General features: G+C 61.8%; 12 protein-coding genes. 6 read left to right on the top strand and 6 right to left on the bottom strand.

Annotated features, from left to right (window positions below):
- Positions 1-22 precede the first annotated feature (22 nt).
- Together JQ609_RS06730 and JQ609_RS06725 are read right to left on the bottom strand one after the other, a co-directional pair.
- Complete coding sequence (locus JQ609_RS06730; RefSeq protein ID WP_212207910.1) at positions 23-439, bottom strand: cupin domain-containing protein; 417 nt, start codon at positions 437-439, stop codon at positions 23-25.
- 94 nt (positions 440-533) lie between these two features.
- A complete protein-coding gene (locus JQ609_RS06725; RefSeq protein ID WP_212272583.1) occupies positions 534-1,193 on the bottom strand; it encodes a VOC family protein in 660 nt (219 codons plus the stop codon).
- A 395-nt stretch (positions 1,194-1,588) separates the two neighbouring features.
- On the opposite strand from JQ609_RS06725, the gene JQ609_RS06720 reads away from it, so the two are divergent.
- Positions 1,589-2,185: a YdeI family protein gene (locus JQ609_RS06720; RefSeq protein ID WP_212207912.1), complete on the top strand. Its 597-nt coding sequence runs from the start codon at positions 1,589-1,591 to the stop codon at positions 2,183-2,185.
- A 58-nt stretch (positions 2,186-2,243) separates the two neighbouring features.
- Here the strand turns inward: JQ609_RS06720 and JQ609_RS06715 are convergent, their stop codons facing one another.
- Positions 2,244-3,167, bottom strand: coding sequence for a LysR substrate-binding domain-containing protein (locus tag JQ609_RS06715; RefSeq protein WP_249127713.1), 924 nt, complete (start codon positions 3,165-3,167; stop codon positions 2,244-2,246).
- A 132-nt stretch (positions 3,168-3,299) separates the two neighbouring features.
- Here JQ609_RS06715 and JQ609_RS06710 point away from each other — a divergent pair, with 132 nt between their 5' ends.
- Both JQ609_RS06710 and JQ609_RS06705 read left to right on the top strand, forming a co-directional pair.
- A complete protein-coding gene (locus tag JQ609_RS06710) occupies positions 3,300-3,695 on the top strand; it encodes a RidA family protein (protein WP_212208032.1) in 396 nt (131 codons plus the stop codon).
- Between the two features lies 1 nt (position 3,696).
- Positions 3,697-4,887, top strand: a complete 1,191-nt coding sequence (locus JQ609_RS06705; RefSeq protein ID WP_212272582.1) for an NADH:flavin oxidoreductase — start codon at positions 3,697-3,699, stop codon at positions 4,885-4,887.
- 75 nt (positions 4,888-4,962) lie between these two features.
- On the opposite strand, the gene JQ609_RS06700 is transcribed toward JQ609_RS06705, so the two are convergent.
- The 3 genes from JQ609_RS06700 to JQ609_RS06690 are packed head-to-tail and all read right to left on the bottom strand — an operon-like array spanning position 4,963 to position 7,937.
- Positions 4,963-6,462 carry a tripartite tricarboxylate transporter permease gene (locus JQ609_RS06700; RefSeq protein ID WP_212272581.1) on the bottom strand — a complete coding sequence of 500 codons (1,500 nt, stop codon included), beginning with the start codon at positions 6,460-6,462 and terminating at the stop codon, positions 4,963-4,965.
- Position 6,463: 1 nt separating this feature from the next.
- Positions 6,464-6,922, bottom strand: coding sequence for a tripartite tricarboxylate transporter TctB family protein (locus tag JQ609_RS06695; protein WP_212272579.1), 459 nt, complete (start codon positions 6,920-6,922; stop codon positions 6,464-6,466).
- 31 nt (positions 6,923-6,953) lie between these two features.
- A complete protein-coding gene (locus JQ609_RS06690) occupies positions 6,954-7,937 on the bottom strand; it encodes a tripartite tricarboxylate transporter substrate binding protein (protein ID WP_211994527.1) in 984 nt (327 codons plus the stop codon).
- Between the two features lie 206 nt (positions 7,938-8,143).
- Here JQ609_RS06690 and JQ609_RS06685 point away from each other — a divergent pair, with 206 nt between their 5' ends.
- The 3 genes from JQ609_RS06685 to JQ609_RS06675 all read left to right on the top strand — a co-directional run bounded on the left by JQ609_RS06685 (position 8,144) and on the right by JQ609_RS06675 (position 12,568).
- On the top strand, positions 8,144-9,067 hold the full coding sequence (locus JQ609_RS06685) for a LysR substrate-binding domain-containing protein (protein ID WP_212272577.1): 924 nt from the start codon (positions 8,144-8,146) through the stop codon (positions 9,065-9,067).
- Between the two features lie 166 nt (positions 9,068-9,233).
- Complete coding sequence (gene kdgD / locus JQ609_RS06680) at positions 9,234-10,196, top strand: 5-dehydro-4-deoxyglucarate dehydratase (RefSeq protein WP_212272574.1); 963 nt, start codon at positions 9,234-9,236, stop codon at positions 10,194-10,196.
- 161 nt (positions 10,197-10,357) lie between these two features.
- A complete protein-coding gene (locus tag JQ609_RS06675) occupies positions 10,358-12,568 on the top strand; it encodes a hypothetical protein (protein ID WP_212272572.1) in 2,211 nt (736 codons plus the stop codon).
- Positions 12,569-12,700 lie beyond the last annotated feature (132 nt).

The raw sequence follows: 12,700 nt of genomic DNA, 5'->3' as shown, positions 1-12,700 counted from the left end.
TCCTCGTGGGAAGCGCTCGCCGTCACTTCTTCAACGTCAGAAGCGGCTTGCCCTTTTCGACGATGTAGGTGGCGAGCTCGCTGCCGGTGACGCTGCCGACATTTTTGGCCGCGTGAACGGTGCCGGCCGGAATGAACAGAACATCGCCCGCCTTGAGGGTGACCGGTGGCTTGCCCTCGACTTCGTATTCGAGCGTGCCCTCCAGCACATTGACGATCTCTTCGCCGGGATGGCTATGCCTGCCGAACGCCGCACCCGGCGCGAAATCGACCCGCACCTGGACGACCTCGCGTCCGGGGATGCTGAGATCATGCCGCTGCAGGTCGGTTCGCGTGATGCCGGACGGCTGTGCCTGCGCTGCCGGCAGCGCCAAAACGCTTGCCGCGATCAACGCCGCGCTCGCTACAACTCGCATCGTCTTCAACAGATGGTTGCTCATATCGATTCTCCTTCGTGTTTGGGAATTTCACAGGCCCCGCCCGTACCGGGCCGAAGCCCGGTCGGTACGCAAGGCAGACTTGAGGTTGTTTGACTTAGAGCGGCAGCGGCTCGCCGGCCTGTTCCTTGGCGATGTACTCGGCGTACCAGTCCGGCCAGTTCACATCGTGCTGGCCGCCGTTGCGCTTCTCGTGCTCGCCATGGGCTGCCGCGGCGCGGCGAAGCGCGCTGGCGATTTCGGCCGACGACGAGAAATTCGTGTCGCCTTCGACGCGTCCGGGGGCGCGCGCTGTGACTTCCTGGAACAGCCAGCCATTGCCATCAGGGTCGCTAAAGGAAGCATAGGATTGGTAGGTGCGACGCTCCGGATCCGGGCCGCTGGCGCGATCGCGTCCGAGCAGGAAGGGTTCATGTTTGCCGGAGTACTCGCCGTCGGCGGCGTGGAACACTTCGCTCACCTCGACGCCGCGACCCTGCAATTCCTTGCGCGCGGCTTCGATGTCGGAGACGACCAGATAAAGTCCCTGTGCGGAGCCGGGGGCCGCGGCGGTAACGTTCTTGCCGAAGATGACAGAAGCGTCGGAGCCGGGCGGGGTGAACTGGATAACGCGATAGTCCTTGCCGTCGGTGAAGTCGGCATCGAGCCGCCAGCCGAGGCTGCCGTAGAACGCCTTGGCGCGATCGACGTCGGAAACCGGGATAACGACGACCTCGAGCTTCATGGCGGGGGTCGCGGTCTTGCTTGCATTGGTCATGGTCCTTCTCCCTTTGTGAATTAGATCGGATACGATCTATTTGCGTACGCGCTATAAAGGCCCGAAAGCACCGAAAGTCAACGTGTCCGATTAAATCGTATACGATATATTATTCACGTCTTCGTGTCCGGCAGGCGGGTGCCGGCTACGGTGAAAGACGGCCTCCAGGGCCGATTCCCCAGACAATTCAAACGAGAAGCGGCGCGGCATGCCGGAAATGCCGGGCGATGTGTAAGTTGGCGGCGGCTGGTGCCAGTGCTGGCTGGGGCAATTTGGACGACAGCGACGAAGGAAGCAGGGCAGGCTGCGGACATCCACCGTTCCTGAGGCCCGGTGGTTGTGCACGATGATAGAAGCGTTCAACTACGCATGATTCTTCGATCAAAGGTCCGCTGGTGGCACCCGTTAAAATCAATCCCGACAAGATCCGCGAATTCAAGGACGCCGAGAGCTTCTACAAATGGCTCGGCAAGCACCACGACAAGGAAGCCGAGATCTGGATCAAGATCCACAAGGTGGATTCAGGATTCAAATCGATTACGCCGAAGCAAGCCATCGATGTCGTGCTGTGCTGGGGCTGGATCGATGGTCAGCGCAAGGGTTTTGACGACAAGAGCTATATGCAGCGCTATACGCCGCGCACGAAGAAAAGCATCTGGAGCCGGATCAACGTCGACAACGTCGCGCGCCTGATCGAGGAAGGCCGGATGACCGATCACGGCTTAAAGGAAGTCGACGCGGCCAAGTCCGACGGGCGCTGGGCGCGCGCCTATAACAGCAAGGACATGAAGATCCCCGACGATCTGCAGGCCGCGATCGATGCCGAGCCCAGGGCAAAGGCCATGCTGGCGAAACTCAGCGCGCAGAACCGCTTCGCGCTGGCGTTTCGGACGCACAATATGAAAACCGAAGCCGGACGGAAGAAGAAGGTCGAAACGTTCGTCGCGATGCTCAAGCGCGGCGAGACGATCTATCCGCAAGGCAAGAAATGAGCCCTGGTAGAAGTGGGCGGTGGGACTGAGCGCATGATCACCGCGCGACGAAGAATGATCACTCTGTCGACCGGACGCCATCAATCTCGGCTCGAAGCCAATCTGCGGCGGCCGTTATGACGTGACTCATCGGCCGGTCTGCTACCGTCAACATGTGGTAGGTCAGGCCCTCGACGACGGGTCCAAAGGGTTGGATGAGCCGGCCGGCCATTAGCTCATCCTCCACGAGGCTCAAGCTGAGCAACGCCACTCCCTGGCCGGCCACTGCGGCCTGGATGGCATGGCTTTCGTCTGAAAATCTCAGCTGGGACCTGGGATCGTGCGCAATCACGCCTGCTGCTCTAAACCAACCCGCCCAGGTCGGATTGACCGGATCGGAGCGGTGCCACTCGAAGTGGATGAGCGGCACGCGGTCCAGATCGTCTGGGGTGCGGACGCCCAGATGGGGATTTACAACGGGCGCGAACCGATCGGTAAACATCGCTTCGGCACGAAATCCGGGATAAGGGCCTCGACCGTAGCGGATCGCGAGGTCGATGGCATTGCTCTCAAGATCAACGGCCGCGTCCGAGGCATGTAGGTGCAGGTCAATGTCCGGATGAAGCGCCTGAAATCTCGTAACCTTGGGCACGAGCCACTTCGCCGTGAAGGCTGTGGTTGCGGTGATTGTCACGGTCGGTCGGAGTTTTGTTTTGCGCAGGCGGTCCAGCGCTGCAGCGAATGAGTCAAAGCCTTCGCGCAGCACGGGATAAAGCAGCTGCCCGGCCTCGGTCAGGATGACCTGGCGAGTTCGGCGCTCAAACAGGACGAGCCCGGTATGATCCTCAAGCGACCGGATTTGGTGGCTTATCGCCGTTGGCGTGACAGCCAGGTCGATGGCGGCCTGCTTGAAGCTCCCAAAACGTGCGGCTGCCTCGAAGGCGCGAAGGGCGGAAAGTGGCGGTAGCTGACGCATTGGCTCATACAGATGATATTTGTTCATCTAATGCCTGATGATTTCGAGTTTGTCGAGCGCCAAAGGATTTCTCATATTGCTGCGAACCGGTCGCGTGTATGCCGTTTGAGATGAATTTTTCTCAGCTGCATGTCCGCGATTCAACAAATGGAGAAGTTCATGTTGCAGCGTGTGATCACCCAACCCGACCCCTATGAGCCCTATCTTCTGTCGCAAGGAATTAGGGTTGGCGAACTGCTCTTTATCTCCGGCCAGGCCGGTTACGACGACGATGGCAAGATCGTCCAAGGCGGGTTCCGCGCTCAGGGCGAGCAGGCTTTCGCCAATTTGCGCCGTGCGCTCGAGGCGGGCGGATCAAGCCTGCAGAACGTCATCAAGGTGACGATCTTCCTCACCGCGATGACTCACTTCAAGGAGGTCGTCGACCTTCGCCGCACGTTCTTCAGCGCTCCTTATCCCGCCGACTCCATCGTCGAAGTCAAAGCGCTCTACACGCCGGAAGCCATGATCGAGATCGAAGCGATCGCTGCGGTCGCGACGGCGGGGAGGTCGTGACATGGCGTCTGATGAAGTAGGGAGCCGAGGACTCGAGCAGTCCGCAATCGAGCGCCTTTTCGTCCCTCTGCAGGTTGGCAGCCTCACACTGGCAAATCGGCTTGCCGTCGCGCCGATGACCCGCGTCAGCGCCGATCAGCGTGGGCGCGCAACGCGGAGCATGGCGGACTACTATCGCTGGTTCGCCGAGGGCGGTTTCGGCATGATCGTGACCGAGGGTATCTACACCGACAAGGCGTTCTCGCACGGCTATCTGTATCAGCCCGGTCTGACCGACGCCGCTCAAGTCGACGCCTGGCGTACCGTCGTGGACGGCGTACATCAGGCGGGCGGCCGGATCATTGCGCAACTCATGCACGCGGGCGCGCTCTCGCAGGGCAACCCATATCGTTCGCAGACCGCCGGACCCTCGGCCATTCGGCCGAAGGGAGAGCAACTGGCGTTCTACCGCGGCTGTGGCGCGTACCCCATGCCGGTTGCGATGACCGAGGCAGAGATCGCGGAGGCCGTCGAAGGCTTTGCGCGGGCAGCCCTGTTCGCGAAGGATGCAGGGTTCGACGGCGTCGAGGTGCATGGCGCGAATGGCTACCTGCTCGACCAGTTCCTGACCGAACACGTTAATCTGCGCGCGGATAAATATGGAGGCGATATCGCCCGTCGAATTCAGCTAACCGTCGAGGTGGTTCGCGCAGTCCGGTCTGCGGTCGGCGGCAAGTTCGTCGTCAGCGTCCGCATCTCGCAGGGGAAGGTCAATAACGTCCTCCATAAATGGTCAGGGCATGAGGACGATGCCGCAATCATATTCACGACGCTCGGCCGCCTGCCGCTCGACTATCTCCACACAACGGAGTTCGAGGCGTGGCGTCCTGCCTTCGGTGAAACCGGCGCAAGCCTTTCAGCGCTTGCGAAACGACATGCGCGGCTTCCGGTTCTGGCCAATGGATCGCTTCACGACCCGAAGCGTGCGGCCGCGCTCCTGGCGAACGGTGAGGCAGACTTCGTCTCGCTTGGGCGGGGCGCTCTGGCACATGCGGACTGGCCGGTACGGGCGCGGGCGGCAAACCCCATGGCGGAGTTCGATCGTGCGCTGCTATCGCCCATCGCTGATCTGGCTAACGCGGAACGGTGGCGAACGGCCAGACAGGAGCAGGACGTCCCGAACGGCGACCTCGCATCGGGAGAGGCCGCATAATAGCAGGTCCGTCATCACTATGATCGGGACCTTCTCGACCTCGCTAGGCTCGCCGCCTCTTTCCGAACGCCGCGATCACTCCGCCAGCGCCTCCTGCCTGCTGCGCCGGATCGCCGGGAATATCATCAGCAGGAACAGCACCGCGACGAGGGCGAGCAGCGTGGCGCTGATCGGGCGGCGCAGGAAGACCGAAAAATCGCCGTCCGCCAGCAGCATCGCGCGCCGGAAATTTTCCTCAAGCTGCGGGCCGAGCACGAGGCCGAGCAACAGCGGCGCGGGCTCGACGCCGACCTTGATGAAGAAGTAGCCGATGACAGCGCAGCCGAGCATCAGCCAGACGTTGAACAGATTGTTGGCGATGCCGAAGGTGCCGATGCAGCAGAACAGCACGATTGCCGGGAACAGCAGACGATAGGGAATCTTCAGCATCGAGACCCACACGCCGATCAGGGGCAGGTTGATCACCAGCAGCATCAAATTGCCGACCCACATGCTGGCGATGACGCCCCAGACCAGTTGGGGTTGCTCGCGCATGATCTGTGGGCCGGGCTGGATGCCTTGCATCATCAGTGCGCCGATCATCAGCGCCATCAGGGCATTGGCGGGGATGCCGAGCGTCAATAGCGGGATGAAGCTGGTCTGCGCGCCGGCATTGTTGGCAGCCTCGGGCCCCGCGACGCCCTCGATCGCGCCCTTGCCGAAGCGGGAAGGATCGCGGGCGAGCTTCTTCTCCAGCGCATAGGAAGAGAACGGCGGCAGCGCCGCTCCGCCGCCCGGCAACACGCCGAGGACCGAGCCGAGCATGGTGCCGCGGAGCATCGCCGGGAAGGCGGCGCGAAGGTCGGCGCGACTGGGGATCAGGCTGTGGATCGACTGGCTGACGACGCGCATCGTCGCCGGGCGCTCGAGGTTGGCGATGATCTCGCCGAGACCGAACAACCCCATCGCGACCGGCACGAAGTCGAGTCCGTCGGAGATCTCGGGGATCCCGAAGGTCATCCGCGGCGCCCCCGAATTGACGTCGATGCCGACAAGGCCGAGCAGGATGCCGAGCAGCACCATCGCGAGCGACTTGGCGACGGAGCCGTGCGCGAGCACGACGGCGGCGATCAATCCGAGCACGAGCAGGCTGAAATACTCGACCGCGGTGAATTTCAGCGCCAGCGCCGCCAGCGGCAGGCTGAGCACGGCGATGACGACAGTCGCGACGGTGCCGGCAAAGAACGACGAGATCGCGGCGATGGCGAGGGCGGTTCCGGCCTTGCCCTGTTTGGCCATCTCGTGGCCGTCGAGGCAGGTGACGACCGAAGACGTTTCGCCGGGCACGTTGACGAGGATGGCCGTGGTCGAGCCGCCATATTGCGCGCCGTAGAAGATGCCGGCCAGCATGATCATCGCGGAGGGCGGCGACAGGCCGAAGGTGAACGGCAGCAGCAGCGCGACCGCCGGGATCGGCCCGATCCCGGGCAGCACGCCGATCGCGGTGCCGATGACGACGCCGATCAGGCAGAACAGCAGATTGTTCAGCTGCAGGGCGGTCGAAAGCCCCATCAGCAGATTGTCGAAGAGCTCCATGTCAGAACCATGCTCCAGGCCAGATCGGCACCGGCAAGGCCAGCGCCTTGACGAAGAGCAGCACCGCGGCCGCCGAGAGCCCCAGCGCGAACAGCAGGGTTTCGATCGGCCGCGCTTCCCGCGTCGCCAGGCTTGCGATCAGGATCGCGGCAAAGGACGACAGCGCAAGGCCGAAGCGCGTGGCTGTCAGTGCGAACACGGCTACCGACGCCGTGATCGCGAGCAGGGGCTGCAGCCGGACCGGCGCGATCCCGACAAAGGGGCGGCGGATGCCGCGGACGCTGAACCAGAGCCCGAAGCCCAGCAACATGATGGCGATGGCGCGCGGCATGTAGCCCGGACCCATGTCGGCGGCATTGCCGCCCGACAAGGTGCGCGTCGCCGCCAGCGCGATGCCAGCGACAGCGATCAGGAACAGCCCGAAGAGCAGGTCCTGCCAATCCGTTCGGCGGGCGTTCATCGCAAGCCTCGCTTCGCCGGTATCGATCGCGTCATTCGCCCTTGATGCCGGCTTCGCGAATGATGTCGCCCCAGCGCTTTGTTGAATCCTTCAGCCAGGTCGCCATCGCATCCGTGCTGCCGGCGCGGACTTCGCCGCCCTGTTCGGCGATCTTGGCCTTGATCTCGGGTGTCTCCAGTATCTTGCCGATCTCGGCATTGAGCCGTGCAATCACTGCCGGCGGCGTACCGCTGGCCACGACGATGCCTTGCCAGGTGCCGAACTCGCCGCCGGGCAGCTTGGCTTCCTTGAACGTCGGCACGTCAGGCGCGGAGGGGACGCGGTTCTCGCCGGTGACCGCCAGACCGATCAACTGCTTGTTGTTTACGAAGGGAAGGGTGGCTGAGGCACCATTGATGAGGGCGCCGCTTTCGCCGGCGACGACGGCGCGGGTGGCGGCAGCACCGCCCTTGTAGGGCACGTGCTTGAACTGGATGCCGAGTTCCTTCTGCATCACCACGGCGGTGATGTGATTGGCACCGCCGACGCCGGAATTGGCCACAGCGAGTTTGCCGGGATTGGCCTTGGCATAGGCAATCAGTTCTGCCGCCGTCTTGACCGGGATCGATTCATGCACGGCCAGCACATAGGGGCCGAACATCACCATCGTGACCGGCGCGAGGTCCTTTTCGAGACTATAGGTCAGGTTGGAAAACAGGCTGGGCGCCGTCGTGAGCGAACCGAGATCGGTCAGCAGCAGGGTCGTGCCGTCAGGCGTCGCCTTGGCGACGGTGTCGGCGCCGAGGTTGCCGGACGCGCCGGGCTTGTTCTCGATCACCACGCTCTGGCCGATCGCCGCCGACAGTTTTGGGCTGATCAGCCGCGCCAGGATGTCCGAGGTTCCGCCGGGCGCGAACGGCACGATGATGCGTACCGGCCGGTCGAAGTTTTGGGCGGAAGCTGTGCCCGGCAGTTGGCTGAACAGGATGGCTGCGGCGGCGGCGAGGGCGGCACGGCGCCCGAAACGTGGAAGCATGGTTTCTCCTCCGGTCGAATTCGCGCAAGCGCTCTAAGGCGTCGCGCATCGCGGTCTTTGGCCGCGCTGATGGCACGATAGGCGATGACCGATCCAATAGCGAACTAGAATGAGGATGGTCCGATACCAATTTTGGATCAAATCGCGGACATGCGCTAGGCTGGCGAGCTGGGAGCCGGTATGCGGCAAGGAATAAAGGGAGTGGAATGTTCGAACTGAGTCAGGTGCGCTGCTTCGTGGCCGTGGCGGAGGAACTGCATTTCGGCCGCGCCGCTGCCCGGCTGAACATGACGCAGCCGCCGCTCAGCCGGCAGATCCAGATTCTCGAACGGATCCTGGGTGTAAAACTGCTTCAGCGCGGCAATCGCCTGGTCCGGCTGACGCCGGCCGGACAAAGCTTCCTGACCGAGGCGCGGCTGATCCTGAAGCTGACGGAGAGCGCGGCGCTGCTGGCGCGGCGCGTGGCGGAAGGCAAGGCCGGCTCGGTCAATATCGGCTTCACCGCCGCATCTTCCTATAGTTATGTCCCGGAGCTGGTCGCGGCCTGCCGCCAGCAATTGCCTGACGTCGAGCTGATCCTCAAGGAAATGGTCAGCGGCGACCAGCTCAAGCGTCTGGGTGCCGGCGAAATCGATATCGGCCTGTTGCGGCCGCCGATCCCGCGCACCGGCCTGCAGTTTTTTCGGGTCAAGGCCGAACGGATGATCGCGGCCGTGCCGGCCGGGCACAAGCTCGCCGGGGCGGCGACGATCGATCTGGCTGATCTCGCGGCCGAACCGTTCATCACCTACGCCCCGTATGAGGCCCGTTACTTCCACGACCTGCTGGTGGAGTTGTTTTCACGCGCCGCATTGGCGCCGGTCTATGTCCAGCACCTCGCGCAGATCCATTCGATCCTGGCCATCGTGCAAGCCGGCGTCGGCGTCGCCCTGGTGCCGGAAGCGGCCGAGAAATTGCAGTTCAAGGGCGTCGCGCTGCGGCCGCTGGCGGACGACCAGCAACGGGCGGCCGAACTCTACTTCGTCTGGCGCGACGACAATGACAATCCGCTGTTGCCGGTGATCGCGGCGATCGCCCGCGACCTGGCCGGCAGAGCGTTTTCCAGCGAAGTGGACACCGGTTCGCGTTAAGAAAACGCGTCAAATCAAGAAGCCAGAGCCCCGTTCCGATGCATCGGAACGGAAAAGGCTCTGGAGCCTGAGCCATCCAATCAATGGATCATTCGATCCAGCAATTGGTCTGCGGCGGCATCAGTCCCGGTCTACTTCTGAGGTCTTCACAGCAAGGACCGCAGCGATGAGCAGAATGACCCCGAAGGAAATGGCACTGACGATCGGCAACGGGCTGCTGTCGTTCCCGGTCACGCCGTTCGACGTAGCCAACAGATTCGACGCGGCGCGCTATCGCTCCAATCTCGACTGGCTGTGCAGCTATGAGGTGGCCGGTCTGTTCGCGGCCGGCGGCACCGGCGAATTCTTCTCGCTGACGCCGGCGGAAGTCGTCGACGTCGTTACAACTGCGGTGCAGCAGACCGCCGGTCGCGTGCCGGTCCTCGCCGGCGTCGGTTACGGCACAGCGACGGCGACGGAACTGGCCGGCGCCGTCGAACGCGCCGGTGCGGACGGCATCCTGCTGCTTCCGCCTTACCTGGTGTTCAGCGAACAAGCGGGACTGGCCGCGCATGTCGAGGCGGTCTGCAAGTCGACCAGCCTCGGCGTCATCGTCTATAACCGCGACAACGCCATCCTCACCGAGGACACGATCGCAAGACTCTGCGAGCGCTGCCCGAACCTCGTCGGGTTCAAGGACGGCGTCGGCGACATCGAACAGATGACGCGGATCTATCTGCGCATGGGGGACCGGCTGACCTATGTCGGCGGATTGCCCACCGCCGAAACCTTCGCGCTGCCTTATCTCGAAATGGGCGTCACGACCTATTCCTCCGCCGTGTTCAATTTCGTGCCTGAGTTCTCGACCAAATTCTACGCGGCGGTGCGGCGGCGCGACCGCGAAACCGTCCAGGCCGGTTTGCGCGATTTCATCATGCCGCTGCTCGCGATCCGCAACCGCAAGCGCGGGTATGCGGTCTCGATGATCAAGGCGGGGATGAAAGTGATCGGCCGTGATTCCGGCCCGGTGCGCTCGCCGCTGACCGATCTGACAGCATCAGAGGTCGAGGAACTTTCGGCGCTGATCAGTCGCCTCAAAGCGAGCGAGTTTACGAGGCGGGTGACTGCGTATTCAAATCTGACCGGATGAAGAACACCAACCAGGACGGGCTCACTAATACGCATGCATGAGAATGTGGAATGAGAGTTTGACACGCAGATCATCCCGTCGGACCGGCAGGAATCTGCGCCAGAATCCATTTATATGATCGACCAAATGTGCTACCCCTACGTGTGTTAGGGGGCCGCGCGATGTGGAATAAATTTTTCGGCAAGGGTAAGCAAAGCGGCGCTGCCGAGCCTCGCCAGAATCTCAATCCGGAAGAGATGATTTTGATCGATGCCCGAGCCAATCTCGCGGCAACGGGTAGTCTTACCGCAATTCTTGTTCATCTGTTTGAGGCCAAGGCCAATTTCGAAGCCAAAGCCAAAGAGGCAAGCCCGGAAAATGCGCCGTGCTACGAGGCAATCGCAGCGTGGAGCGATGAGTGCATGCGTGCGATCTACACTACAGCGACCGAGATCATCAAGCGGTGCCGCCCCGTTGTCGACGGTGGGGGGAGCTATGATCCATACGCCGGGATGGCCGTGACCGACTGTCTTGTTGTCCTGGAGAAGCTCAAGGAAATCCTGGATGGACAGATTGCGCTCCCAATCAGCCAATGGGACCGAGAGTTGGCGATCGACGCTCTCGAACGTCAGCACTTCCCGGCACTTTGGCAGCTGTGCGTTTGGCTGAGCGCCGCGTGGCATCAACTCGAAGATGTCATGGAACTTCGACAAGCCATGATGCGGTTCGTGAGCATGGGAGAAATCTTTGAGAACCGGCGTTGGGCCGGCGAGCAACTCAATCGAATGGGCATTATCAACGCCCTGCATGTCTACCGGGATGCACGCCTGCGTGGATTGACGGAGCCGGATCAGGGAATAATCGCGGAGGCTTGTGCCGAAGGACTGCGGGACTTCGGACATGAGACCGAAGATCGCGCCAGGCGCGCCGTCAACGCCGGCGATCTTACGCTTGATGCGCGATACCTCGATGCCAAGGATGTCATGCACCTCGGCCTGCATTCGCAGATGCGGCGGGTTGGAGGCGTTTTTCTTAGCCATCGTGGTCCGGACTGCAAACGGGCGTTGATGGATCTGTATGGCAAGCCCCGGCCGACGATATTCCTCGATATTTGGGCACGTCCTCGGGGCGATACAAACCGCCGTTTCTTGTGGCGTAATCTCGGCGCCTCGGAAGAGATGCACGCGTTCGTCACCAGCAACTACGCAGCATCGAACTATTGCCTGAAGGAGGTGGAGGCTTGGGGATTGCTAAGTGCTGCACGCGGTCATTCGCCGGAAGCCACGCCGGGATCCTTTATGGTTATTGATAACGCATCGTCGACCTTTGTTGAATCCGGCGGTGCCGGTCCACCATTGTGCGCCTGGGCATTGCGTCGTCGACGTAACGAATCGACCATCGATTCGGCGCTGCGCTTCAGTCGTGAGGCGGTCGACATGGCTAAAGCTCCACTGGGTGTACGCCTCGGCGAAAGCGAGGCCGAGGCGTCGGCTTCAGATGGATGGAATCGGGGGATATTCGCAAGCGCAATTCTGTTGCCACGTCCCGGAGAAACCACTGCCGATATTCCTGCCATGATGCTGGCGCACGAACCGATCGCTGCGCTTTTGACTCTCATGAATCGTGCAATCGAACTTCTGAAGACCGACGCGAGTGCGACGGACGAACTTCGGCAAGTCCTGGTTCAAATCGAACAGATAATTCCCGAACGGTCGCCGGACCACACTTCGCAGTTTCGAGCGCTGCTGCGGTCGGTTATCGAACATCTCGCGACAGCAATCGAACTGAAGCGCAGGACGAGAACCGAGCCATTCTATTATTGCCTTCTTCATGTGTTGCAGGCGGTCGTGATCATGACGGATCACATTTCAACGGGCCTGAAAGACTCTGATCCCGGTGTATTCTCCCGTAGCCTTGTTTATCTTGGAAAATTTGGAGCGAGTCTTGACTCGGTAGTGTCACAAATCGGAACGCTGAGTCTCACCTTGACGAGGGCCGGCTTCTACCTCGTCGATCAGGATGCGCTGAGCGCCGGCCTCTTGCTAGGCCCCCTTCCGGTCAATCATGAGTCGGACAGGCTGGAACTACGTATCGATTCGACATTTGAGCCGACAATGTCGGCGTCCATGGTCAACACGATAGTTCAAGCAGGACTGGATTGCCGCACGGTGCAGGTTGTGTGCGAGGTCGAACCTTATTTTTGGCAGTGTGTGGTTGTGATTGCTGCGGTCGCTTCGTTTCCCAGCCGCAACTACCTTTTCATCGATGCAGAGGTTGGGCGGTCGCTTGAAACCCAAATCGGAAGGGTGAAAATGGAAGACTTCGCCCATGTCATCGTTGCTTGCATCGAAGACCTGCCTCAGCCGCTGATAAACCGACCTGACATCGGGTGAGTCGAGGAACACTCGGCGCTGGTCGGTCGCCTCAAAGCGAACGAGTTTACGACCCAGTGGCTCGCGGCGGCGTAAGTCGGCGCGGCTGCACGCCTAACGAATCCCTTGTAGGCTCGTCCCAACCGATTCTTG

The organism is Bradyrhizobium sp. AUGA SZCCT0169, assembly GCF_018130085.1.
GTDB lineage: Bacteria > Pseudomonadota > Alphaproteobacteria > Rhizobiales > Xanthobacteraceae > Bradyrhizobium.
Note: the sequence above shows the minus strand (reverse complement) of the source record. Positions and strands in the feature narration are given on the sequence as shown.